At 71.3% G+C, this 24,738-nt stretch carries 21 protein-coding genes and 1 pseudogene; 16 read left to right on the forward strand and 6 right to left on the reverse strand.

Features of this window, described 5'->3' with window-relative positions:
* The first annotated feature begins 50 nt into the window (after positions 1-50).
* The gene (locus ACSYGN_RS30380) at positions 51-1,253 is read left to right on the forward strand and encodes a hypothetical protein (protein WP_460401208.1); all 1,203 of its coding nucleotides are present in this window, start codon (positions 51-53) and stop codon (positions 1,251-1,253) included.
* Here the strand turns inward: ACSYGN_RS30380 and ACSYGN_RS30385 are convergent.
* Positions 1,210-2,520, reverse strand: coding sequence for a glycosyltransferase 87 family protein (locus tag ACSYGN_RS30385; RefSeq protein WP_460401210.1), 1,311 nt, complete (start codon positions 2,518-2,520; stop codon positions 1,210-1,212). The genes ACSYGN_RS30380 and ACSYGN_RS30385 overlap by 44 nt on opposite strands.
* A gap of 145 nt (positions 2,521-2,665) precedes the next feature.
* On the opposite strand from ACSYGN_RS30385, the gene ACSYGN_RS30390 reads away from it, so the two are divergent.
* Positions 2,666-3,808 carry a glycosyltransferase family 4 protein gene (locus ACSYGN_RS30390; RefSeq protein WP_460401212.1) on the forward strand — a complete coding sequence of 381 codons (1,143 nt, stop codon included), beginning with the start codon at positions 2,666-2,668 and terminating at the stop codon, positions 3,806-3,808.
* A 516-nt stretch (positions 3,809-4,324) separates the two neighbouring features.
* The gene (locus ACSYGN_RS30395; protein WP_460401214.1) at positions 4,325-5,962 is read left to right on the forward strand and encodes a GMC oxidoreductase; all 1,638 of its coding nucleotides are present in this window, start codon (positions 4,325-4,327) and stop codon (positions 5,960-5,962) included.
* A gap of 93 nt (positions 5,963-6,055) precedes the next feature.
* Here ACSYGN_RS30395 and ACSYGN_RS30400 read toward each other — a convergent pair whose 3' ends face one another.
* Entirely contained in the window at positions 6,056-7,852 is a 1,797-nt protein-coding gene (locus ACSYGN_RS30400; protein WP_460401216.1) for an AMP-dependent synthetase/ligase, read from the reverse strand.
* 353 nt (positions 7,853-8,205) lie between these two features.
* Here ACSYGN_RS30400 and ACSYGN_RS30405 point away from each other — a divergent pair.
* The 6 genes and pseudogenes from ACSYGN_RS30405 to ACSYGN_RS30430 all read left to right on the forward strand — a co-directional run bounded on the left by ACSYGN_RS30405 (position 8,206) and on the right by ACSYGN_RS30430 (position 13,453).
* A pseudogene (locus tag ACSYGN_RS30405) lies at positions 8,206-8,960 on the forward strand (metallophosphoesterase family protein).
* A gap of 178 nt (positions 8,961-9,138) precedes the next feature.
* Positions 9,139-9,582 carry an SRPBCC family protein gene (locus ACSYGN_RS30410; protein ID WP_460401218.1) on the forward strand — a complete coding sequence of 148 codons (444 nt, stop codon included), beginning with the start codon at positions 9,139-9,141 and terminating at the stop codon, positions 9,580-9,582.
* Between the two features lie 141 nt (positions 9,583-9,723).
* The gene (locus ACSYGN_RS30415; protein WP_460401220.1) at positions 9,724-10,902 is read left to right on the forward strand and encodes an ArsA family ATPase; all 1,179 of its coding nucleotides are present in this window, start codon (positions 9,724-9,726) and stop codon (positions 10,900-10,902) included.
* Positions 10,903-10,959: 57 nt separating this feature from the next.
* The gene (locus tag ACSYGN_RS30420; RefSeq protein ID WP_460401222.1) at positions 10,960-11,577 is read left to right on the forward strand and encodes a DUF5304 domain-containing protein; all 618 of its coding nucleotides are present in this window, start codon (positions 10,960-10,962) and stop codon (positions 11,575-11,577) included.
* A gap of 54 nt (positions 11,578-11,631) precedes the next feature.
* Complete coding sequence (locus ACSYGN_RS30425; RefSeq protein WP_460401224.1) at positions 11,632-12,585, forward strand: ROK family glucokinase; 954 nt, start codon at positions 11,632-11,634, stop codon at positions 12,583-12,585.
* Between the two features lie 103 nt (positions 12,586-12,688).
* Positions 12,689-13,453: an endonuclease/exonuclease/phosphatase family protein gene (locus ACSYGN_RS30430; RefSeq protein WP_460401226.1), complete on the forward strand. Its 765-nt coding sequence runs from the start codon at positions 12,689-12,691 to the stop codon at positions 13,451-13,453.
* 281 nt (positions 13,454-13,734) lie between these two features.
* Here the strand turns inward: ACSYGN_RS30430 and ACSYGN_RS30435 are convergent, their stop codons facing one another.
* Together ACSYGN_RS30435 and ACSYGN_RS30440 are read right to left on the reverse strand one after the other, a co-directional pair.
* On the reverse strand, positions 13,735-14,439 hold the full coding sequence (locus tag ACSYGN_RS30435) for a hypothetical protein (RefSeq protein WP_460401228.1): 705 nt from the start codon (positions 14,437-14,439) through the stop codon (positions 13,735-13,737).
* A complete protein-coding gene (locus ACSYGN_RS30440; protein ID WP_460401230.1) occupies positions 14,432-15,211 on the reverse strand; it encodes an alpha/beta hydrolase in 780 nt (259 codons plus the stop codon). Before ACSYGN_RS30440 ends, ACSYGN_RS30435 begins: the two co-directional genes overlap by 8 nt.
* A 199-nt stretch (positions 15,212-15,410) precedes the next feature.
* Between ACSYGN_RS30440 and ACSYGN_RS30445 the strand changes: the two genes are divergently transcribed.
* From ACSYGN_RS30445 to ACSYGN_RS30465, 5 genes are all read left to right on the forward strand, one after another.
* Positions 15,411-16,175, forward strand: coding sequence for a lysophospholipid acyltransferase family protein (locus tag ACSYGN_RS30445; protein ID WP_460401232.1), 765 nt, complete (start codon positions 15,411-15,413; stop codon positions 16,173-16,175).
* A 73-nt stretch (positions 16,176-16,248) separates the two neighbouring features.
* Entirely contained in the window at positions 16,249-17,526 is a 1,278-nt protein-coding gene (gene macS, locus ACSYGN_RS30450; RefSeq protein ID WP_460401234.1) for a MacS family sensor histidine kinase, read from the forward strand.
* Positions 17,527-17,645: 119 nt separating this feature from the next.
* Entirely contained in the window at positions 17,646-18,308 is a 663-nt protein-coding gene (locus ACSYGN_RS30455; protein WP_460403835.1) for a response regulator, read from the forward strand.
* Positions 18,309-18,638: 330 nt separating this feature from the next.
* Positions 18,639-19,667: a 6-phosphofructokinase gene (locus ACSYGN_RS30460; protein WP_460401236.1), complete on the forward strand. Its 1,029-nt coding sequence runs from the start codon at positions 18,639-18,641 to the stop codon at positions 19,665-19,667.
* A gap of 140 nt (positions 19,668-19,807) precedes the next feature.
* A complete protein-coding gene (locus ACSYGN_RS30465) occupies positions 19,808-20,827 on the forward strand; it encodes a 2-hydroxyacid dehydrogenase (protein WP_460401238.1) in 1,020 nt (339 codons plus the stop codon).
* On the opposite strand, the gene ACSYGN_RS30470 is transcribed toward ACSYGN_RS30465, so the two are convergent.
* On the reverse strand, positions 20,755-22,713 hold the full coding sequence (locus ACSYGN_RS30470) for an anthranilate synthase family protein (protein WP_460401240.1): 1,959 nt from the start codon (positions 22,711-22,713) through the stop codon (positions 20,755-20,757). The genes ACSYGN_RS30465 and ACSYGN_RS30470 overlap by 73 nt on opposite strands.
* Positions 22,714-22,820: 107 nt before the next feature.
* Entirely contained in the window at positions 22,821-22,877 is a 57-nt protein-coding gene (locus ACSYGN_RS30475) for a trp operon leader peptide (RefSeq protein WP_101392327.1), read from the reverse strand.
* Between the two features lie 97 nt (positions 22,878-22,974).
* Here ACSYGN_RS30475 and ACSYGN_RS30480 point away from each other — a divergent pair, with 97 nt between their 5' ends.
* Positions 22,975-24,327 carry a class II 3-deoxy-7-phosphoheptulonate synthase gene (locus ACSYGN_RS30480; protein WP_460401242.1) on the forward strand — a complete coding sequence of 451 codons (1,353 nt, stop codon included), beginning with the start codon at positions 22,975-22,977 and terminating at the stop codon, positions 24,325-24,327.
* A gap of 156 nt (positions 24,328-24,483) precedes the next feature.
* Positions 24,484-24,738, forward strand: coding sequence for a (2Fe-2S)-binding protein (locus ACSYGN_RS30485; RefSeq protein ID WP_460401244.1), 255 nt, complete (start codon positions 24,484-24,486; stop codon positions 24,736-24,738).

Genomic DNA, 24,738 nt, shown 5'->3' on the forward strand with positions numbered 1-24,738 from the left:
GAGGGCCGGAGTGGGATACGAGGGTCGCCGCTCACCGTACGATCGGAAGGATGGCTGGTCGTACGCGTACGTCGCGCTCCTCGGCCGCGGGGCTGTGCCTGCTGCTCGCGGCTCTGCTGGTGTCCCTGGTGTCGTGCGGCGGCGGCACCGTCGTCGACCGCGCCCGCGCCGAGGTGCAGCGGCTGCTCGACCGCCGCTCGGCGGCCGTCCTCCATCACGACGCCGCCGCCTACGGCCGCACCGGCACCCGCACCGGCTTCACCGACCTCGGCGCGGTACCGCTCACCTCCTGGTCGTACCGCCTCACCGCACTGCACCGCACCGGCGCCACCGCCACCGCCGACGCGGAACTGAGCTACCGCGTACGCGGCTACGACAAGGCCCCCGTCACCACCGACCGCACCCTCACCCTCAGCCGCACCGCCGACGGCCGGTGGTACGTCGACACCGACCGCCCGGCGAAGAAGAGCGCGCAGCAGCTCTGGGACCAGGGCAGGGTCACCGCCATCCACGGCAGCCACAGCCTGGTCCTCGGGGTGGGCAAGTCCCCGGCCCTGCTGCGCACCTTCGCCGGACTCGCGGACCACGCCGTCCCCGCCGTCACCGGTGCCTGGGGCACGGACTGGTCCCGCCAGGTCGTCGTCCTGGTCCCCTCCTCCCTGGAGGACATGGCGGCCCTGCTCGGCTCACCTGCCTCCTCCTACCGGGGGATCGCCGCGGTCACCACCGGAAAGGCGGGCGGCTCGGGACAGACCCCGGCCGACCGGATCGTCGTCAACCCGGACGCGTACGCCGTCCTCGGCACGCTCGGCAAACAGGTCGTCCTCACCCACGAGACCACCCATGTCGCCACCCGCGCCCACACCACCCCCGCGACCCCGCTGTGGCTCTCCGAGGGCTACGCCGACTGGATCGGCTACCTCCATACCGGCCGCACCCCCGCCCAGGCGGCCCCCGAACTGTGGCGCGCGGTCCAGGACGGCCACGTCCCCTCCGCACTGCCCGCCGACAGCGCCTTCGGCTTCACCGGCGACGCCACCGAACTGGCCCGCGCCTACGAGAGCGGCTGGCTGGCCTGCCGCATGATCGCCGACCGCTGGGGACCCGACGGACTCGGCCGGTTCTACCGAGCGGTGGGCGCCCACGCACAGCGCCCAGGAGCGGTCGAGGAAGCGATGAAGACGGTCCTCGGCACCAGCCTCACGGACTTCACCGCGCAGTGGCGGGACTATCTCCGGACTCAACTGGGCTGAGCCGCGAGCCCGTGTCCTCGTCCTCGTTCTCGTCTTCTTCCTTTTCTTCCTCTTCCCCTTCCTCCTCTGCCGTGGCCGCGGATACGGGTTCGACGACCGTCGAACGCCACAGCCGCACGGCCGCCACGACGGCTGCCGCCACGAGCAGGCCGTTGCGCACGAGGAGCAGGGTGACACCGAGCGGATCACTCATCACGACGTGCACAAAGCCGAGCGGGAACTCCAGCACCGTCACGAACGACGCCGCCAGCACCAGCCCGACCGGCCACCCCATCCGACCGGCGCGGAAACACAGACACACCGCGCCGGTGCCGACCAGCCACACCAGATACTGCGGGCTGATCACCCGGCTGGTCACCGTGAACAGCAGCACCGCCGTGAAGGCCGCCTCCGCCAGGGTGTGCGGCAGGAACCGCGTCGCCAGCAGCCGCCACAGCAGCAGCCAGCCGAACACCGCCCCGGTGAGGGTGAGCGCGATCGTGCTGACCACGTCGACGTACGGGCCGAGGAACTCGATCGAGCCGTAGTGCAGCAGCACCTGCCCCTGCCAGCCGAAGTGCCGGGCCACATGGAAGTACAGCGCGCCCAGCGACTCCACCTCGGTGCCCCGGTCGCGCTGCGCGGTCACGAACGCGAAGGCGCCGGGCGCGGCCAGGGTGGACAGCAGCGAAAGACCGGCCACCGTCACCGAGGCCGCCGTCCACGCCCGGCGCCTTACCGCGCCCACCAGCAGCAGCGCCGGCCACACCTTGAGCAGCGCACCGAAGCCCGCCAGCGCCCCCATCACCCTCGGATGCCGGGCTCCCGCGAGCACTGCGGCCACCGCCACGGCGGTGACCATCACGTCGTAGCGCGCGTACACGGTCGGCCCGAGCAGCGGGACGCCCGCCACCCACACCCAGGCGCCGCGCGGCGTACGGCCGGGACGCCGACCGGTGCGCAGCAGAAGGACCAGGACGACGAGATCGGCGAGGCAGGCCAGTACGAAGAAGGCGCCGGCGTAGTCCAGGAACGGCAGCAGGCCGGGGGAGAGGATCGCGAGCGCGGCGGCGGGCGGATACTGCCAGGTGACGTCGCCCGACGGGAAACTGCCGTGGCGCAGCACGTCGTACCAGCTCTGGTAGATCACCGACACATCGCTGGTGACGTCCGGCCCGGGAAAGACGAACACCTTGAAGACGAACAGCAGCAGGACCAGCCGGGTCGCCCCCCAGACCGCGAGCGGCCACACCGGACTCAGCCGCCCGGTGGCACGACTGCCATCCACCCTGTCCGTCCCCGCCTCGTCCGTCGGTCCGTCGCTCCTCAGCCCATGATGCCGGTCATGATGATGGCGCGGCCGGCTGTGTACCGCCCATGAGGCACGGCGGGGAGCACTGTGAGGTCCGTCGTTCGGTAGGGTCGGCGATGCGATGCACAAGACCCTGATCGTGACGAACGACTTCCCGCCCCGCCCCGGCGGCATCCAGGCGTTCCTGCACAACATGGCGCTGCGGCTGGACCCCGACCGGCTGGTCGTCTACGCCTCCACCTGGAAGCGCGGGCGCGAGGGCGCCGAGGCCACGGCCGCCTTCGACGCCGAGCAGCCCTTCACCGTCGTACGCGACCGTACGACGATGCTGCTGCCGACGCCCGCGGTGACCCGGCGGGCCGTCGGGCTGCTGCGCGAACACGGGTGTACGTCCGTGTGGTTCGGGGCGGCGGCACCGCTCGGGCTGATGGCACCGGCGCTGCGCAGGGCGGGCGCCGAGCGGCTGGTCGCCACGACCCACGGCCACGAGGCGGGCTGGGCCCAACTGCCCGCCGCGCGCGGGCTGCTGCGCCGGATCGGGGAGTCCACGGACACCATCACCTACCTCGGCGAGTACACCCGCTCACGGATCGCCGCCGCGCTGACACCGGCGGCCGCCGCGCGGATGGTGCAGCTGCCGCCGGGGGTGGACGAGAAGGTGTTCCATCCGGGCTCGGGCGGCGACGAGGTACGGGCCCGGCTGGGTCTGACCGACCGCCCGGTCGTGGTCTGCGTCTCACGCCTGGTCCCCCGCAAGGGCCAGGACACCCTGATCCGCGCCATGCCGGCCGTCCTGGCCGCCGAGCCGGACGCGGTGCTCTTGATCGTCGGGGGCGGGCCCTACGAGAAGGACCTGCGTGTCCTGGCCGTCGAGACCGGTGTCGCCGCCTCCGTACGCTTCACGGGCGCCGTGCCCTGGTCCGAGCTGCCCGCGCACTACGGCGCCGGTGACGTCTTCGCCATGCCGTGCCGTACCCGCCGGGGCGGGCTGGACGTCGAGGGGTTGGGCATCGTCTACCTGGAGGCATCGGCGACGGGTCTCCCGGTCGTCGCCGGCGACTCGGGCGGCGCGCCGGACGCGGTGCTGGACGGCGAGACGGGCTGGGTGGTCCGCGGGGTCTCTGTCGAGGACACGGCAGACCGCATCACCACCCTCCTCGCCGACCCCGAACTCCGCCGGAACATGGGCGAACGGGGCCGCGCGTGGGTGGAGGAACGCTGGCGCTGGGACCTCCTGGCAGAACACCTGAAGACGCTGCTGTAGCCCCGGCCCCCTTCCCACCTCCCGGACGCTGCCCAGCCCAGGGCGCGCCCGGCCACAACGCATCCGCACGTGGTGGGAACGAGGTCGCGCAGCCCGGCGCTGACGGGTTGCCGCCCGCGCCCACCCGTGCCTCCCCCAAGCTCTTCGAGCAGGGGGGACCCCCGCAGCGGCACGACTGCCCGCGGCTGGGCCGAGGCAAGCTGCAACCCCCTAGGGCGTGTTTCGAAAGTAGCGCCGGCCGCCCGAAGGGCGGGCCCTGCGGCGTCTGGTGCGTGCGATCGCAAGGCGGAGGGTCGCCCTCGTACTGGGCGTACGTGGGCGATCCCGACAACACAGCGAGCGTGCGTGCCAGGCGTCGCAGGGCAGGCGGGACTTTCGAAACACGCCCTAGGGGCGCGGGGCTGTACCGATATGCGGCTCCGCCGCGCGGGCGCGAAGAACCACAACGCACCCGCGCCCGCAACCCGTCCCCCCACACCCCTAGCCGGAACCCGAAAATCCGCCCATGCTGCCCGCATGACCCCAAACCTGACACAGCGTCAGCTGACAAGGCGCCGCCTGCTGGGCATCGCTGCCATGCAGGCCGCGGCCACCCTCGGCATCACCAGAATCACCCTCCAGGCAGCCCAGGGCGCAGAACCCACCGCCGTCGACACCGCGCCGGCCATCGTCATCGGATCGGGCTACGGCGGAGCCGTCTCCGCCCTGCGCCTGGGACAGGCCGGTGTCCGGACCCTCGTCCTGGAGATGGGCCAGCTCTGGAACACCCCCGCCTCGGACGGCAAGGTCTTCTGCTCGACCACCGCCCCCGACCGCCGTTCCATGTGGTTCCGCACCCGCACCGAGGCCCCGCTGGCCACCTTCCTCTGGCTGGACCTCGTCAACAAGGACATCAGCTCCTACCCCGGTGTCCTGGACCGCGTGCACTACGACAACATGTCCGTCTACGTCGGCCGCGGTGTCGGCGGCGGCTCCCTGGTCAACGGCGGCATGGCCGTCACCCCGCTCCAGTCGTACTTCGCCGAGCAGTTCCCCACGGTCGACGCCGCCGAGATGTACGCCACGTACTTCCCGCGCGCCCGCGCCATGCTCGGCGTGAACACCGTCGACCCGGCCTGGTTCGAGTCGACCGAGTGGTACCAGTTCGCCCGCACCTCACGGAAGGCCGCCGCCAACACCGGCCTGAAGACCACCTTCGTGCCCAACGTCTACGACTTCGGCTACATGCAGCGCGAGGCCGCGGGCACGGCCACCAAGTCGGCCCTCGCCGCCGAGGTGATCTACGGCAACAACCACGGCAAACGCAGCCTGGACAAGACGTACCTCGCCTCCGCCCTCGGCACCGGCAACGTCACCATCCACACCCTGGAGAAGGTCACCGCCATCAGCCGTGCGAGCGACGGGAGCTGGGTGGTGACCGCCGACCGGATCGACCAGACCGGCGCGGTCGTCGAGACCAAGCAGTACGGCTGCACCTATCTCTTCCTCGGCGGCGGCAGCCTCGGCACCACCGAACTCCTGGTCCGCGCCCGGGACACCGGCGCGCTCCCCGCGCTCGCCGCGAGTGTCGGGGCGGGCTGGGGCACCAACGGCAACACCATGTTCGGCCGCGCCAACCACATCTGGGACACCGTCGGCGCCAACCAGGCGACCATGCCGGTGCTGGGCATCGACGACTGGGCCAACACCGACAACCCCGTCTTCGCGGAGATCGCCCCGCTGCCCATGGGGTTCGAGCACTGGGTCAGCCTGTATCTGGCGATCACCAAGAACCCCCAGCGGGCGTCGTTCACCTACGACTCCGCGTCCGGCAAGGTGAAACTCGGCTGGACCACCGCCCAGAGCGCCGTCTCCGTCGCCATGGCGAAGAAACTGTTCGACCGGATCAACGCCGCGAACGCCACCATCTACCGCTACGACCTGTTCGGCTCCACCAGCAAGGTCTTCGCCGATGACTTCACCTACCACCCCCTCGGCGGCTGCGTCCTCGGCAAGGCGACAGACGACTACGGCAGAGCAAGGGGCTACCCCAGGCTCTACATCACCGACGGCTCCCTCGTCCCAGGCTCAATCGGCGTAAACCCCTTCGTCACCATCACAGCCCTGGCAGAACGCACCCTGGAGAGAGCCCTGGCTGAAGACATCGCTCACTGAGGCGTCCCAAAGGGGCGCGGGGCTGTGCCGATTTGCGGCTCCGCCGCGTGGGCGCGAACAACCCCCACCGGCCCGCAGCCGAAATCCGGCAAGCTACCGCCGGTAAATCGCCTCGATCTCGTCAGAGAAATCCTTCGCCACAACACTCCGCTTCAGCTTCAACGACGGAGTCAAATGTCCCGAAGCCTCCGTGAACTGCGAGGAGAGCACTCGGAACTTCCGCACCGACTCCGCCTTGGAAACCGCCGCGTTGCCGTCGTCGACCGCCTTCTGGATCGCCGCGAGCAGTTCCGGGTCCTCGCGCAGCGACTCGACGCCGGAGCCCTCCGGTTTGCCCTGTTCGGCGGCCCAGCGGACCAGGAACTCCGGGTCCAGGGTGATCAGCGCGCCGACGAACGGCCGCCCGTCGCCCACCACCATGCACTCCGCGACCAGCGCATGCGCCCGGATACGGTCCTCGATCACCGCCGGGGCCACGTTCTTGCCGCCCGCGGTGACGATGATCTCCTTCTTGCGGCCGGTGATCCGCAGATACCCCTCCTCGTCGAGGGTGCCGATGTCACCGGTGTGGAACCAGCCGTCGGCGAGCGCCTCCGCGGTGGCGCCCTCGTTGTTCCAGTAGCCCGTGAACAGGTGCTCGCCGTGCAGCAGCACCTCCCCGTCGTCCGCGATCCGGATCACCGAACCCGGCAGCGGCTGCCCGACTGTGCCGATCTTCTGCCGGTCCCAGGGGTTGAACGCCGAGGCCGCGCAGGACTCGGTGAGGCCGTAGCCCTCCAGGACCCGGAAGCCGATGCCGCGGAAGAAGTGGCCGAGCCGCTCGCCCAGCGGGGCGCCGCCCGAGATGGCGTACTCGCCGCGCCCGCCCAGCACCGCGCGCAGCTTGGCGTAGACGAGCTTGTCGAACAGCTTGTGCTTGAGCTTCAGGCCGAGTGACGGCCCTGACGGGGTGTCCAGCGCCTTGCTGTAAGTGATGGCGGTGTCGGCGGCCTTGTCGAAGATCTTGCCCTTGCCGTCCGCCTGCGCCTTGGCGCGTGCCGAGTTGTAGACCTTCTCGAAGACCCGCGGCACGCCCAGGATCAGCGTCGGCCGGAAGGCGGACAGTTCGTCGGTGAGGTTCTTGATGTCCGGGACACAGCCCAGCTTGATCGGCGCCATCATCGGCGCGATCTGCACCAGCCGTCCGAAGACATGCGCCAGCGGCAGGAACAGCAGCACGGAGCACTCACCGGTGCGGAACAGGGGGCGCAGCCGCTCGACGACGTTCCCGCATTCGGCGAAAAAGCTGCGGTGGGTGAGCACACAGCCCTTGGGCCGTCCCGTCGTACCGGAGGTGTAGACGATGGTCGCCGGGTCGTCGGCCTTCGCCAGCGAACTGCGCTCCTCGACCGTGCGGTCCGTGACGTCCTGCCCCAGCCGCCCCAGCTCCTCCACCGCGCCGGCCTCGATCTGCCAGACGTGCTTGAGGGCGGGCAGCCGGTCGCGCACCGACTCCACGGCGGCCGCATGACCGTCCAGCTCCACGACACAGGCGCTCGCGCCCGAGTCGGACAGGATCCACTGCACCTGCTCCGGCGAACTGGTCTCGTACACCGGTACGGTGACCGCGCCCGCGGTCCAGATCGCGAAGTCCAGCAGTGTCCACTCGTAGCGTGTGCGCGACATCAGCGCGACCCGGTCGCCCGGCTCGATCCCGGCGGCGATCAGCCCCTTCGCGGCGGCCCGCACCTCGGCCTGGAATTCCGTCGAGGTGACGTCCTGCCAGACCCCGTCCGTTTTGCGGGCGATCACGGCGACGTCAGGGTGTTGCGCGGCGTTTCTGCGGACGATGTCGGTCAGATTCCCGTCCGCAGGGACCTCGTACAAAGCCGGAAGGCTGAACTCGCGCAAGACTGCTGCTCCTCATAGGGCGCCGGCGCCACGACGTTGTGTGATGCGACGGTGCGGTCCAAGGCTCGGGCAGGTGCTCGGGCTGTCAGCGGCCGACGGGCCACTGGGTGAATTCCTGAGCACGACTGGACTGCTCGGACGTTACCCGTCGGTTTGGCTCTCTCGACAGGGGGTCCCGACGAGATGTCTGCTGCGTCACACGGTTTGCTGTTCTTTTCGGTACGGTAGTCGACCCTCTTCCTGACTTGCCAGTAACCGCAGGTCCGGCCGCCACTGTTCACCCGCGCCGCGCACCCGTACCCTTGATCGTCATGGCACCCACCCCGTCCGGTCACCGCAGGACCCGGATCCACGTGGTCAGCGATGTGCACGGCAACGTCCGCGACCTGGCCCGCGCCGGCGAGGGCGCGGACGCCCTGGTCTGCCTGGGTGACCTGGTCAACTTCCTGGACTACGCCGACCACTCCCGCGGCATCTTCCCCGACCTGTTCGGCGAGGCGAACGCCGACCGGCTCGTCGAACTGCGACCGCCCGCCGCTTCGCCGAGGCCCGTGAGTTCGGTGCCCGGCTGTGGGCCGGGATAGGCACCGACCGGGCCTCCGTGATCGAGAAAGCGGTGCGCAAGCAGTACGCCGAGCTGTTCCCGGCCTTTCCCGCACCGACGTACGCCACCTACGGCAATGTCGACATACCGCGCCTCTGGCCCGAGTACGCCGCTCCCGGCACCACCGTCCTCGATGGCGAAACCACCAGGATCGGGGGCTTGACCTTCGGCTTCGTCGGCGGCGGCCTGCGCACCCCGATGCACACCCCGTTCGAGATCAGCGACGAGGAGTTCGCCGCCAAGATCGAGGCCGTCGGCGCCGTGGACGTCCTGTGCTCCCACATCCCGCCGGAGGTCCCGGAACTCGTCTACGACACCGTCGCGCGCCGCTTCGAACGCGGCAGCCGCGCCCTGCTGGACGCCATCCGCCGCACGAGACCCCGCTACGCCCTCTTCGGCCATGTCCATCAGCCGCTGGTGCGCCGGATGCGGATCGGCGCCACCGAATGCGTGAACGTGGGCCACTTCGCCTCCACCGGACGGCCGTTCGCCCTGGAATGGTGAACCGCGGCTGGGCGGAGACGGAACCCCGCCCACGACACCTGGGTCGGCGCGGCACCTGTGGGTGATCCCGGCTGGTCGCGTGCGCGGTAGCCTTCACGCTGCACACACGTGCGCACCCCCGCGCACGGCGATGACCTCTCTACCGGTCTACCGGCCCGCATCCGGAGGAGCCACGGCGATGGCGGAACACACCAGCTCGAGCATCACGATCGATGCGGCCCCGGCCGATGTGATGGGGGTGATCGCCGACTTCGCCCGCTACCCGGACTGGACAGGCGAGGTGAAGGTGGCCGAGGTCCTCAAGACCGACGACCAGGGCCGTGCCGCCCATGTCCGTCTCGTCATGGACGCCGGCGCCATCAAGGACGACCAGGTCCTGGAGTACACCTGGACCGGCGCCGACACGGTCTCCTGGACCCTGGTCAAGTCCCAGATGCTCCGCTCCCTCGACGGCTCCTACCACCTCAAGCCCACCGCCGAGGGCGCGACGGAGGTCACCTACCAGCTCACGGTGGACGTCAAGATCCCCATGCTGGGCATGATCAAGCGCAAGGCGGAGAAGGTCATCACCGACCGCGCACTGGCGGGCCTGAAGAAGCGCGTGGAGTCCGACGGGGTCTGACGCTCACGGTGGAGAGGGTTCCATTCCGGCCTGGGCCGAGCATTATTCAGCCCGTCCGGCGATTGAGGACGAGGCCCGAAGGGCCGACAGGGGGGTTCGGGGGCGCAGCCCCCGAGCACATGCACGCTAGCGTGTAACACCATGCGCACGATCCTCCTCACCGGCCCCGGCGGCGCAGGCCGCACCACGGTCGCCGCAGCCACCGCCCTCACGGCGGCAGCCGCCGGCACCCGGACCCTCCTCCTCGGCGCCGACCGCACCGACACCCTCGGCGCGGCGCTCGGCGTGAGCACGGGCGCCGCACCGGTCCCGGTCGTGCCGGGCCTCACCGCCTGGCGCCCCGACGCCGCCCAGGGCTTCCGCGACGACCTCGCCGCCTTCCAGGACCGTGCCACCACCGTGCTGGACCTGCTCGGCGCCGCCCGTATCGACGCGGAGGAGGTCACCCCGCTGCCCGGTGCGGAGGAGCTGAGTTTCCTGCGTGCCCTGCGCGACGCCGCGCTGTCGGAGCACCACGATCTCCTCGTCGTGGATCTCCCGCCCGCCCCGCAGGCCCTCGCCCTGCTCGCGCTGCCCGAGGAGCTGCGCCGCTATCTGCGCCGGGTGCTGCCGCCCGAGCGGCAGGCGGCCCGCGCCCTGCGCCCCGTACTCGGCCGGCTCGCCGGTGTCCCGATGCCCGCGGAGTGGCTGTACGACACCGCGTCCCGCTGGGACACCGAACTCGCCGCCGTCGAGGCGGTGCTGGCCGACCGGGGCACCGCCGTACGGCTGGTCGCAGAACCGGGTCCGGCCGGTGACGAAGCCGTCCGCGCCGCCGCCCTCGGGTTCGCCCTGCGGGGTCTCCCGGTCGAGACGGTGGTCGCCAGCCGGGTGCTGCCCGAGGCCGCGGCGGACGCATGGCTGGCCGCACCGCTCGCCCAGCAGCGCAAGACGCTGGCCGACTGGCGGGAGTCGTACCCGGTGACCGAGGTCCCGCACCTCGGCCGCGACCCCCGCGGCACCGACGACCTCGCCGCGCTCACCGGCCCCGGCACCGGAACGGGCGGCCCCGCACCCGCCCCGCTCGACTGGCCGGTCACCGACCGCATCGCCGCCGACGGTGTGCTCGTATGGCACATCCCGCTGCCCGGCGCGATACGCGACGAACTCGACCTGATCCGGCGCGGCGACGAACTCGTCGTCACCGTCGGTCAGTTCCGGAGGATCGTGCCCCTGCCGTCGGCCCTGCGCCGGTGCACCGTCGCCGGTGCCGCGCTGCGCGAGGGCGAGCTGCGGATCCGGTTCGCGCCGGACCCCGAACTGTGGCCCCGGAGCCGGTGAACGAGGCGCTGCGGGTCGGGTAACGTCGTAGAGACGAAGCGTAGTCAGGAGTCCGTCATGAGCGAAGAGCGTCCCACGCCCGACGACGCCACGCCCGAGTCGGAGCCGGAGACGGCGAGGACGACCCCGGAGCCGGTGCACACCACCTCGAAACCCTCGGTCGATGACGAGGCACCGCCGATCGCGGAACCGCCCGTCGCGGAACCGCCGGTCGCGGAACCGAAGGCGACCGACGGCGACGCCTGGGCCACGGCCTGTGCCGAGGATCTCGCGGCCGAGAAGGCCCGCCGCCGGGCCCGGTACGGTCCGCCGCCCGGCTCGGCGGCGGAGGAACTGCGCAAGCTGGTCGACGCCGTCGCCGAGAGGCTGTCCGGCTTGCAGTCACCGCTGCTCGGGGCGGTCGCGGGACCCGCCGCCCAGCAGGTTGTGCGGCAGGTGGTGGAGCAGGCCAAGGCGGCCGTGGAACCGGTGATGGAGCGCAATCCGGACGTCTTCGATCATCTGGCCGCCGCGGGCGGCGAACTGCTCGCCGCGTACCGCTCCGCCGTCCAGGCACAGGAGAAACGCTGGGCGGATCGCTCGGCGCGCGGCGGGGACTCCCTGGAGGACCGGTGGACAGACCGGAATGAAGGGGGAGAGGGTACCACCCCGGGCGAGCGTATCGACTTGGACTAGAGCCCACTCGGGTACGGTTGCCCATAGCGGGGCTCGACCGGAACTGAGGGATTCATGGGACTCACCATCGGCGTCGACATCGGCGGCACGAAGATCGCGGCCGGCGTGGTCGACGAGGACGGCAACATCCTCTCGACCTTCAAGGTGCCGACCCCCACCACGCCCGAGGCCATCGTGGACGCCATCGCCTCGGCGGTGGAGGGTGCGCGAGCCGGGCATGACATCGTCGGCGTGGGCATCGGTGCGGCCGGATACGTCAACCGGCAGCGCTCCACGGTGTACTTCGCGCCCAACATCGACTGGCGGTCCGAGCCGCTCAAGGAGAAGGTCGAGGCCCGCGTGGGCCTCCCGGTGGTCGTCGAGAACGACGCCAACGCCGCGGCCTGGGGCGAGTACAAGTTCGGTGCCGGCAAGGGCCACCGCAATGTCATCTGCATCACCCTGGGCACCGGCCTGGGCGGCGGCATCATCATCGGCAACAAACTGCGCCGCGGGCACTTCGGCGTGGCCGCCGAGTTCGGCCACATCCGGATGGTCCCGGACGGTCTGCTGTGCGGCTGCGGTTCGCAGGGCTGCTGGGAGCAGTACGCCTCCGGCCGCGCCCTGGTGAGATACGCCAAGCAGCGCGCCAACGCCACCCCGGAGGCCGCCGAGGTGCTGCTGGCACTGGGCGACGGCACGCCCGACGGCATCGAGGGCAAGCACATCTCCATCGCCGCCCGGCAGGGCGACCATGTGGCCGTCGACTCGTACCGTGAGCTGGCCCGCTGGGTCGGCGCCGGGCTGGCCGACCTGGCCTCCCTGTTCGACCCGTCCGCGTTCATCGTCGGCGGCGGTCTGTCGGACGAGGGCGAGCTGGTCCTCGACCCGATCCGCAACTCCTTCAAGCGCTGGCTGGTGGGCGGCAACTGGCGCCCGGTCGCCCAGGTCCTCGCCGCCAAGCTCGGCAACGACGCGGGTCTGGTGGGCGCCGCCGACCTGGCCCGGGAGCCCGACCCGGTCATGTGATCCGCCGCACAGGCACGCCCGACGCCCGCCGGACCCCCCAACGGGGTACGGCGGGCGCTGCCGTACCCGGGCTGCGGCCGTCCTGGCGCGTATCTTGACGAGCATGCCGACGACCACCCCCCTGCACCTTCCCAACTCGCGCACCGAGCGAGACGGTTCGGCCGTCATCCGCGTCCTCAGCTACAACATCCGCTCGATGCGTGACGACACCGCCGCGCTCACCCGGGTGATCGGGGTGTGCGCGCCCGACCTGGTGCTGATCCAGGAGGCGCCCCGGTTCTTCCGCTGGCGCAAGAGGCTCGCCCGGCTCGCGGCCGAGAGCGGCCAGGTGATCCTCACCGGCGGTGCCACGGCGGCGGGACCTGCCCTGCTGTGCTCGCTCAGGGCCACCGTGGAGCGCACGGAGGACGTGCTGCTGCCGCTCACCCCGGGGCAGCACCGGCGCGGCTTCGCCACCGCCGTGGTCCGCTTCGGGGCGGCCCGGCTCGGGGTGGTCAGCTGCCATCTGAGCCTGGAGAAGGACGAGCGCTACGAGCAGGGCGGCATGCTGCTCGACCGGCTCGCCGCGATGGGCGTGGACCACGCGGTGGCCGGCGGTGACCTCAACGAACGCCCTACCGGCCCCACCTTCACGCGGCTGGCGGAGTATCTCCAGGACTGCCGGACCACGGCCCCCTGGGGCCCCGACGACCACACCTTCTCCTCGGCGGCCCCCTTCCAGCGCATCGACGCGATCTTCGCGACAAAGGACATCGAGGTCCTGGGCTGCGGAGTTCCCTTCCACCACCCCGGCATCAAGGACGCCGACCTGAAAAGAGCCACAGACCACCTCCCGGTCCTGGCAGCCCTCAAAATCCCCGCCACCTGATCCCCCTGCAGGGGCCCGCAGGACCGCCCCCACCCACGACGGAAAGCCGCCGACGGACGCCGGGGGCCCGCACGACCGCCCCCACCCACGACGGAGAGTCGCCGACAGAATCGCTGGCGGAAACCCGCCGATGCAGACCCACCGACGGAAACCCGCCGATGCAGACCCACCGGCGGAGAGCCGCCGACGGCGCTCCACCCCCACAGGAAACGCCCGCCTTCCAGCCGACTGGAAACGGGCGGTGCGCGGGTGGGAGAACACCCGGCCCGCAAGGGCCGGACTCAGACCACCGCCCCCCGCCCAGGATCATCGTCCTCGTCGTCCGGATTCATACGGGCGACCAGCGTCACGAACCCGCCCAGAAACCCGCCGACCCCGAGCGTCGTCAGCCACCAGGTCATCTCCCAGCCCAGCAGAATCGCCAGCAGAAGCAGCACCGGCCCGCCGACCACCCCCAGCCAGGCGAACCGCGCGGTGGTGTCGCCCGTAGGCACCGGCGGCGGCTCGGGCGGCACGAAGTGCCCCTCGTCGTCCTCGTCGAGGTCGTCGTCGGACGGCTCCGGCACGGTGTAGTCGCGCGGACCGACACCGGGCGCGAAGGAGATCGAGCTGCCCAGCGGCGGCGGGGTGGGTTCCGAGGGAGCACTCGGCTCCCTCGGCTCCGACTCCGCAGTCCCGGCGGTCCCGGCGCCCCCGGCCGACTCCGCAGCCCCGGCAGCCTCAGCCGACTCGCCCGCCCCCGGAGTCTCCGGAGCCTCCGCCGCCTCCGGCCCCCGCCCCGCCGCAGGCTCCCGCCGGGGACCGGGGTTCAGCACCGTGTCCGGCAGGGCAAGGTCCTCGATCGGCTTGAACGGCGTGCTGCCCGGCGGGTCCGGCGGCTCCTCGCCGTACCCGGCGACGATCGCCGCCCAGGCGGCCTCCTCGTCGAACGGGGTGCCCCGCTCGTCCGGCTCGCGGTCCTCGCGGTCGGAGTCGTGCTCAGCCAACGGTGGCCGTCCCTTCCTTGCCGGCACTGGGTGCGAGCCGGCCGATGAACGCGAGGCTCTCCGCGACGATCCGGTCCGCGTCATAGTCCAACGTCGCGACGTGGTAGCTCTGTTCCAGCAGAATCTCCGTCACGTCCATGGAGGAGACCCGGCCCAGGATGCGTGCCGTGTCGACCGGCGGCACCACATGGTCCTGCGTGCTGTGCAGCAGCAGGAGCGGCTGGGTGACCTGCGGCAGCTCACCGTCGACCATCCGCAGGAACCCGCGCAGCGAGTGCGCCGCGTCCAACGGCACCCGGTCGTACCCCAGCTCCTCCGCGCCCGGGAGGGCGATGTCGCTCGCGATGCCCTTCGTGGAGCGCACCAGATGCCGTACCACCGGAAGGCCGTGTGCGGCCAGGCCGTGCACCTTGTTCGCCGGGTTGACCACGACCACGCCCGAGACCGCGTCCCCGTGCTTCGCCGCCAGCCGCAGCGCCAGCGCGCCGCCCATGGACAGCCCCGCCACGAACACCCGGGAGCACTGCTCGCCGAGGGCCCGCAGCTCGCGGTCCACCTCCGCGTACCAGTCCGGCCAGCCGGTGAGGGCCATGTCCTCCCAGCGTGTGCCGTGCCCGGGCAGCAGCGGCAGCGAGACGGTCAGCCCGTGCTCGGCGAGATGACCGGCCCATGGGCGCAGGGACTGGGGGCAGCCGGTGAATCCGTGGCAGAGGAGGACACCGACCTCCCCGCCCTCATGACGGAACGGCTCGGCTCCGGGGAGCACCGCCACCTTGGGTCTCCTGTTCGTCGAAGGGACGAGTTCTTCGTCGAAGGGACGAGTTCGCGCGAGGAACAGGTCCGGGTTCGTGAGAGGAACGGGTCCGGGAAAGAGAAGTCCGGGTGTGCTTCACCGTACGCGACCGCACTGACACCGACCAGGGTCGTCGGGCTCATTGCGGCTTCTCCGGGTTATGGTCTGATCGACAGACATGGGAGGCACTCGCTTGTTGTACGGCGCGATGAAGGTCGCTATCGGAGGACCGCTGAAGGTCGCCTTCAGACCCTGGGTGGAGGGACTGGAGCACATTCCGGCGGAGGGCCCGGCGATCCTGGCGAGCAACCACCTCTCCTTCTCCGACTCCTTCTTCCTGCCCGCGGTGCTCGACCGCAAGGTCACCTTCATCGCGAAAGCGGAGTACTTCACCACGCCGGGCGTCAAGGGACGCCTGACGGCCGCGTTCTTCAAGGGCGTCGGCCAGCTCCCGGTGGACCGCTCCGGCGCCCGGGGCGCGGGCGAGGCGGCGATCCGGAGCGGTATCGAGGTGCTGGAGCGCGGCGAGCTGTTCGGCATCTACCCGGAGGGCACCCGCTCGCCCGACGGCCGGCTCTACCGCGGCAAGCCCGGCGGACTCGCCCGCGTGGCCCTCGCCACCGGCGCGCCCGTCGTCCCGGTCGCGATGATCGACACGGAGAAGATCCAGCCGCCCGGCAAGGTCGTACCCAAGCTGATGCGCCCCGGCATCCGGATCGGCGAGCCCCTCGACTTCAGCCGCTACCAGGGCATGGAGAACGACCGCTTCGTCCTGCGCGCGGTGACCGACGAGGTCATGTACGAGATCATGAAGCTCTCCGGCCAGGAGTACGTCGACATGTACGCGACCGCCGCCAAGCGCCAGATCGCCGAAGCCGCGAAGGCCGCCACGGAGGCCGCGAAGGCCGCCAAGAAGGACCTGAAGGACCCGGCGGACCTGTAGAACAGGCAGGGACAGCAGCAGGGACGGCTGGGACAGCCCTTCAGCGGTCCGGACGGGGTGGGTGGGGTGGCGCATGGCCCGGCGTGAGCGAGTCATGAGGATGTCGGTCGAGCTGCCGCTGTGGCGCGCGCTCGCCGGGTACCGGGTGCTGACGATGCTCTACGCCGTCGGCCTGTTCGCCACCGCCTACGACCGCTTCGCCCGCCCCTGGCTCGCCGTCGCCTACTTCCTCGTCCTGTGCGGCTGGACCCTCGCCACCCTGCCCAAGGTGGCGAACGCCGCCGCCTGCACCCGGCGCTTCCTCGCCGCCGACCTGGCCCTCGCCCTCACCGGCATCCTCCTCACCCCCGTCGCAGACGCCCACCAGCGGGTCCTGGACGGCGGTCCGACGCTGCCGTCGATCTGGACCGCCGGCGCGGTGCTGGCCTTCGCCCTCAAGGGCGGCTGGCGCTGGGCCGCGATCGCCTCCACGGCCGTCGCCGTCGTCAATCTGGTGGAGCGCGGCAGACCGGCCCGCGACACCGTGCACAACGTGATCCTCGTGTGGGTCGCCTCCATCGCCATCGGCTACGTCGTCGAGGTCGCCCGCGCCTCCGAACGCACCCTCGCCCGCGCCCTGGAGATCGAGGCCGCCACCCGGGAGCGGGAGCGGCTGGCCCGGGACATCCACGACGGTGTGCTCCAGGTGCTGGCGATGGTGGCGCGGCGCGGCGCGGTGCTCGGCGGTGAGGCGGCCGAGCTGGGCCGGATGGCCGGGGAGCAGCAGATCGCGCTGCGCACCCTGGTCTCCGGCGGTCTGGTCCCGGTCTCCCGGGTCTCGGAGGACGCCGCCGAGGGGGCCGTCGTACGCATGGTGGAGGAACCGGACGACACCGGGGACGAAGGGGCGGCCGGCCACGGCGCCCCCGTGGACCTGCGGACGCTGCTCGCGCCGTACGCCGCGCCAGGCGTCAGCCTCGCCGAGCCCGGCGCCCCGGTGCCGCTGCCGCCGCACCTGGCGCGGGAGGTGGCCGCGGCCGTCGGCGCCGCCTTGGACAATGTGCGGGTGCACGCGGGCGAGGGCGCCCGCGCCTGGATCCTGGTCGAGGACGAGCCCGGCACGGTGATCGTCACCGTCCGGGACGACGGCCCCGGCATCCCGGAGGGCCGGCTCGCGCAGGCCGAGGGGGAGGGGCGGCTCGGGGTGGCGCAGTCCATCAGGGGAAGGCTCAGGGACATCGGCGGGACGGCCGAGCTGATCTCGGTGCCGGGACAGGGCACGGAGGTCGAGCTGACGGTGCCGAAGGACCGGGGTGACCGGGGCAAACGGGGTGATGCGGTGCGGACACGGGGGAAGGCGGAACGGCGATGAGCGAGCGGCAGGGCCCTATCGAGGCCACCACGGCCACCACGGCGGCCAGGGCGGCCACGGCCACCACGGTGGCTACGGCGGCCACGGTGGCTACGGCGGCCACGGTGGCCACGGCGGCCATGGCCATCAAGGTCATGGTGGTCGACGACCATCCCATGTGGCGCGACGCGGTCGCCCGTGACCTGGCCGAGGCCGGTTTCGACGTGGTGGCCACTGCGGGCGACGGCGAGCAGGCCGTGCGCCGAGCGCGGGCCGCCGGGCCGGACGTCCTGGTGCTCGACCTGAACCTCCCGGAGAAGCCCGGGGTACAGGTGTGCAAGGAACTCGTGGGAGCCGACCCTGCCCTGCGGGTCCTCGTTCTGTCGGCGAGCGGCGAGCACGCCGACGTCCTGGAGGCCGTGAAGTCGGGCGCGACGGGCTATCTGGTGAAGTCGGCGTCGACGGCGGAGCTGCTGGACGCGGTGCGCCGTACGGCGGCCGGCGACCCGGTGTTCACCCCGGGCCTGGCGGGTCTGGTGCTGGGGGAGTACCGTCGGCTGGCCGCCGAGCCCGCGCCCGCCCAGGACACCGGTGGACCCGACGCCCCGCGGCTGACGGACCGCGAGACGGAGGTGCTGCGGCTGGTCGCCAAGGGCCTGAGCTACAAGCAGATCGCCGAGCGCCTGGTGATCTCCCACCGCACGGTCCAGAACCACGTCCAGAACACGCTGGGCAAGCTCCAGCTGCACAACCGGGTGGAACTCGTACGCTACGCGATAGAGCGCGGCCTGGACGACGAGTAGCCTGTCGGTGATCTGAGCGGCCCCGGCGAAGTCGACTACGGTTCGGCAGCGCCCCGAAGGGGCGCGGGGCTGTGCCGACATGCGGCTCCGCCGCAGGGGCGCGACCAGCCACGACGGGCCCGCAGACGATCGACGGCCCATCGCGGTACCCCCCGCGGAGCGCCTGGCGCCGCCCAGCAGACGAGCGGGCCGATGAACATACGAGCGGCTTCCAAACCCGCCGACGGTGCCGTGTTTTGCCCCCTCCCGCCCATGCTCGCCTGACGAGGTCCGTCACTAGCGTGGGTCCGATCGGTACGAATCAGCGGCACAGCGGCGAAGGGACGTTCCATGCGTGTCGGAGTGCTGACCGGAGGCGGCGACTGCCCGGGGCTCAACGCCGTCATCAGGGCCGTCGTCCGTAAGGGCGTCCAGGACTACGGCTACGAGTTCACCGGCTTCCTGGACGGCTGGCGGGGCCTGGTCGACGGGCAGTCGATGCCCCTCGACATCCCCGCGGTGCGCGGCATCCTGCCCCGCGGCGGCACGATCCTCGGCTCCTCCCGCACCGATCCGCACAGGGTCCCGGACGGCATCCGCAAGGTCAAGGAGACGCTCGCCAAGCACGAGATCGAGGCGCTGATCACCATCGGCGGCGAGGACACCCTGAGCGTGGCCGCGCAGCTGTCGGACGAGCACGCGATGCCGTGCGTCGCCGTACCGAAGGCCATCGACAATCATCTGTGCGCCACCGACTACACCTTCGGCTTCGACACCGCCGTGGGCATCGCGACGGAAGCCATCGACCGGCTGCACACCACGGCCGAGTCGCACATGCGGGTCCTGGTCGTCGAGGTGATGGGCCATCACGCCGGCTGGATCGCCGCCCACTCGGGCATCGCCGGCGGCGCCAACGTCATCCTCATCCCCGAGCAGCCCTTCGACATCGATCAGGTGTGCGACTGGGTGACCTCGCGCTTCCGGGCGTCGTACGCCCCGATCGTGGTCGTCGCCGAGGGCGCGCGGCCCAAGGAGGGCATTCCGGAGCTCGGCGACGACCCCTCCGCCCCCTGCCGGCAGGCGCAGCTGTCGGGCGTCGGCCACTGGCTCGCCCGGGAGATCGAGGCGCGCACCGGCAAGGAGTCCCGGATGACGGTCCTCGGCCCGATCCAGCGCGGCGGCACCCCCAGCCCGTACGACCGCTGGCTCGCCACCCGGTTCGGGCTGCACGCCGTCGAGGCCGTCCATGACGGCGCCTTCGGCACGATGGTCGCCCTGCGCGGCACCGATGTCGTCCGGGTGCCCGTCTCGGACGCCGTCGCCCGGGTGAAGACGGTCGACCCCGAGCTGTACCGGGAGATCGGCGTCTTCTTCGGCTGACGCCTCCCGGCCGTGAGGTCGGTGGTGAGGCCGGTCGCGGTCGGTGGTGAGGCCGGCCGTACGAGCAGCGCCTCCGGGGTCGTAAACTCGCTGGTAGCACACCAGTTCCGGCCAGTTCCGGCCCGACCCCGGAGGGACCTTTGGAGATCCTGGCGTTCGGCGTACAGGCCGACGAGAAGCCGCTGCTCGAGAAGGCGTTCGAGGGGCGTCACCAGATCCGCTGCCTGGACGTCTTCCTGGACCAGGACACCGCCAAGATCGCGGCCGGTTACGACGTCATCTGCACCAGCGTCAACTGCGGACTCGACAACCGTGTCCTGCAGACCCTCGCCACCGGCGGCACGCAGATGGTCGCCCAGCGCTCCACCGGGTTCAACAACATCGACCTCGGGGTCGCCGAGCGCCTCGCGATGACGGTCGCCCGCGTCTCGTACTACTCGCCGTACTCGGTCGCCGAGTTCGCCTGGTCCCTCGCCATGGCGGTCAACCGCCGCATAGTGCGCGCCTCCACCCGCACCCGCGACTTCAACTTCCGCCTCGACGGGCTGATGGGCCGCGACATGCACGGCCGCACCGCCGGAGTCGTCGGCACCGGCAAGATCGGCGAAGCGTTCGCCCGCATCGCGCACGGCTTCGGCATGCGGCTGCTCGGCTGGGACATCGCCCCGAACCCCGCCTGCCTGGACCTCGGCATGGAGTACGTCTCCAAGCAGGAGCTGCTCGCCGAGTCCGACCTGATCACCCTGCACGTCCCGCTGATGCCGCAGACCCAGCACCTCATCGACGCCGACGCGCTGAAGTCGATGAAGGACGACGCGATGCTGGTCAACACCAGCCGCGGCGGCCTCGTCGACACCGCCGCCCTCGTCACCGAGCTGCGCGAGGGCCGCTTCAGCGGCATCGGCCTCGATGTCTACGAGGCGGAGGCGGGCCTGTTCTTCCTGGACAAGTCCCTGGAAGCCATCGCCGACGACACCCTGGCCCGCCTCGTCACCTTCCCGAACGTGCTGGTCACCTCGCACCAGGCGTACTACACCGAGGACGCCGTCCACCAGATCGTCGACTCCACGGTGGCCAACGTCGAGGACTACCTGGCCGGACGCCGCTCGGACAACGTCCTCGTCCCCCGGCCGCCCGACCCGCCCGCTCCGGCCAGCTGACCCACCAGCTCCCGGACCACCGCGGCGCCGTTCAGGGTCAGCACCGACTCCGGATGGAACTGCACCCCCGCGAAGCCGGGGCCGCGCACGGCATGTACCTCGCCGTTCGCGGCCCGGCTCACCTCGACCCCGTGCGCGGCCAGCTCCTGCGCCGCCTCGTCGTCGCAGTACGCCACGAAACTGTTGTAGAAACCGACCGTCTCGGGCCTCCCGAACAGATCGACCACCGTCTGCGCACCCTGGTACGGCACCTCCTTGCGCACGATGTCCAGCCCCAGCTCGGCGGCGATCAGCTCGTGCCCCAGACACACCCCGAGCACCCCGTGCCGGTGCTCCCGGATCACCCGCGCGGCCAGGTCCCGCAGGAAGCGCATCTTCGGGTCGGTGAGATCGGCGGGGTCGCCGGGACCCGGGCCCAGCACCACCGGCCCCGCGTGCGCGAGCACCGCCTCCAGCAGCCCGGGCTCGTCGTAGCGCCGTACGGTCACCTCCAGACCGCCGGAGCGCAGCACGTGCGCGAGCATCGCCGTGAAGGTGTCCTCGCCGTCCACCACCAGGGCGTGCCCGGACAGCTCCCCGGACCGCTCCTGCATCCGCAGCCAGAACGGCGCCAGCGACGCCCGGCGCCCGTCCAGCGCCGCCCGCACCCGCGGGTCGTCGGCCAGCCGAGGGCGCTCCCGCTCCGCCCGGGGCCGGGACGGCCGTACACCCAGCGCCGCAAGCACCCCAGCCGCCTTGGCGTGCGTCTCCGCGACCTCGCCCGTCGGATCCGAACCGCGCACCAGAGTGGCGCCGACCGGGACCCTCAGCCGCCCGGCCGCGTCGATGTCGGCGGTGCGGATCAGGATGGGGGAGTCCAGCGTCTGGGCGCCCCCGGAGTCCCGGCCGAGCAGCGCCAGCGCCCCCGCGTAGTAGCCGCGGCCCCCGACTTCGTGCCGCTCGATCACCCGGCAGGCGTTCTGCACCGGTGAGCCGGTCACCGTGGCTGCGAACATCGTCTCCCGCAGCACCTCCCTCACATCCAGCGAGGAACGGCCGCGCAGCTCGTACTCGGTGTGCGCGAGATGCGCCATCTCCTTCAGCCGCGGGCCGACCACCACCCCGCCCATGTCGCCGACCGTGCACATCATCTTGAGTTCCTCGTCGACGACCATCGACAGCTCCTCGATCTCCTTGCCGTCGGCGAGGAAGCCGAGCAGACGCTCCGGGGTGGGGCCGCCGTCCGGGTAGCGGTAGGTGCCGCTGATCGGGTTCATCACCACCGTGCCGCCCGACATCCGCACATGCACCTCCGGGCTCGCCCCGACCAGCGTCCGCCCACCCGTCTCCCGCCGCCGCCCTTCTGAGGAAGGCCCTTCGGGCCCCTTTTCATTTCCGGTGTGCACCACGAACGTCCAGTACGCGCCCCGCTCGCCCTCCAGCAGCCGCCGGAACAGCGCCAGCGCGTCCGCCCGCCCGAACCCCGGGATCTCGCCCTCGTACGTCCGCCGGATGACGAAGTTCGCGCCCTCGCCGCGCCCGATCTCGTCCCGCAGCACCCGCCCGACGATCTCGCCGTACTCCGCGTCGCCGACGTCGAAGCCGCCCGTGCGCACACGGACCTCATGCGCGGGGAGCTGGGCGAGGGCCTCACCCAGAGCCATCGTGTGTGTCTCCTCGGGGGTGAGGACCGTCAGTGGCGTCCCGTCGTCGCGCACGTCGAAGCCGCGCTCGCGGATCTGCCGGAAGGGGACGAGGGCGAGACACTCGTCGGGGAGGTCGGCCAGGCGGTCGTACGTGCTGACGGTGCCGAGGAAGACCTCGACGGTGTTCTCGTCGTGGCCCGGAGTGCGGCGGCGGAGCAGGGCGAACGGGCGGGGATCGTCGAGCAGGTCGAGCAGCTGCATGGGTCTGTGTCCTTCTCGCTGGGAAGATTCTCAGTGCGAGGAACGGACTCCGGAAACACCGAAGGCCGCCCCTCGGGCGGCCTTCGCGACGTCTTGCGTACGCGCAGTCAGTGGGCCGCCGGATGAGCGGTCCACCACCAGTTCTGGTTCGAGTGCGCGAACATGGGGCGCACTGTACAACATCCGGATGGGGACGCAGCGGACGTCTCAATTCCTGAGCACTGGCGGGATGCCAGGACATCACCCCGTAATGTTGATGTCGTGACCGTGAACGCTAAGACCAGCGTCAGCGCTGGCAACACCTGGCGAAACCTGCCCGCGGCGCAGCAGCCCGAGTACCCCGACCCCGAGGCTCTGCGCGCAGTGATCGCGGACCTCGAGTCGTATCCGCCGCTGGTTTTCGCGGGCGAGTGCGACCAGCTGCGCGCCCGGCTGGCGGCCGTCGCCAAGGGAGAGGCGTTCCTCCTCCAGGGCGGTGACTGCGCCGAGGCGTTCGACGGTGTGTCCGCCGATCACATCCGCCAGAAGCTGAAGACGCTGCTCCAGATGGGCGCCGTGCTGACGTACGCCGCGTCCGTGCCGGTGGTGAAGGTCGGCCGGATCGCCGGCCAGTACTCCAAGCCGCGCTCCAAGCCGACCGAGACCCGTGACGGCGTGACCCTGCCGACCTACCGCGGCGACTCCGTCAACGGCTTCGACTTCACCGAGGCCGCCCGCATCCCGGACCCTGAGCGGCTGAAGCGGATGTACCACGCGTCCGCGTCCACGCTGAACCTGGTGCGCGCCTTCACCACCGGTGGGTACGCCGATCTGCGCCAGGTGCACGCCTGGAACCAGGACTTCGTGAACTCGTCCCCCTCCGGCCAGCGCTACGAGCAACTGGCCCGCGAGATCGACAACGCGCTGAATTTCATGCGGGCCTGCGGCGCGGAGCCGGAGGAGTTCAAGACGGTCGAGTTCTACTCCTCGCACGAGGCGCTGCTGCTGGACTACGAGTCGGCGCTCACCCGCGTCGACTCCCGCACCGGGCAGCTCTACGACGTCTCCGGGCACATGGTGTGGGTCGGTGAGCGCACCCGGCAGCTCGACCATGCGCACATCGAGTTCGCGTCCCGGATCCGCAACCCGATCGGCATCAAGCTCGGCCCCTCGACCACGGCCGAGGAAGCGCTCCAGTACATCGAGCGCCTCGACCCGGACCGTGAGCCGGGGCGGCTCACGTTCATCGTGCGGATGGGTGCGGACAAGATCCGTGACCGGCTTCCCGAGCTGGTCGAGAAGGTCACGGCGTCCGGCGCGGTGGTGGTGTGGGTGACCGACCCGATGCACGGCAACACCTTCGAGGCGGCCTCGGGCCACAAGACCCGCCGCTTCGACGACGTGCTCGACGAGGTCAAGGGCTTCTTCGAGGTCCACAAGAGCCTGGGCACCCACCCGGGCGGCATCCATGTCGAGCTCACCGGTGACGATGTCACCGAGTGCGTGGGCGGCGGCGACGAGATCTTCGTCGACGACCTCCACCAGCGCTACGAGACGGCCTGCGACCCCCGTCTGAACCGCAGCCAGTCCCTGGACCTGGCGTTCCTGGTCGCGGAGATGTACCGGGACCAGTGAGGGGCGGGCCCGTCATCGCCTGACGGATAGGGCGCGGATCACATGCGATCCGCGCCCTTTTCCCTTTTGCGTCCACTATGGGACGCGTAAGGTTAGGTTTGCCTCACCGAGCAGCGGGAAGACGGTACGGCACTACTGATCCGATCCCGGCGGGAGGTGAACCGCGTGTACGTCTGCAGTTGCTTCGGCGTCACCGAGCAGCAGGTGAAGGACCATGCCGACGGCGGAGCGTGCACACCCCGCCAGATAGCCTCCGCCTGCAAGGCCGGCACCGACTGCGGCTCCTGCGTACGCCGCATCCAGTCCCTCCTGGGCAGAGGAGCCTGCCCCCGCCGAGAACTGGCCGACAGGGGCGAACCGGTACTCGCACAGCTGGACGAAGCCCCTGGGATGCTGGGCGAAGCAGCCTAG

Source organism: Streptomyces sp. YIM S03343, assembly GCF_054729195.1.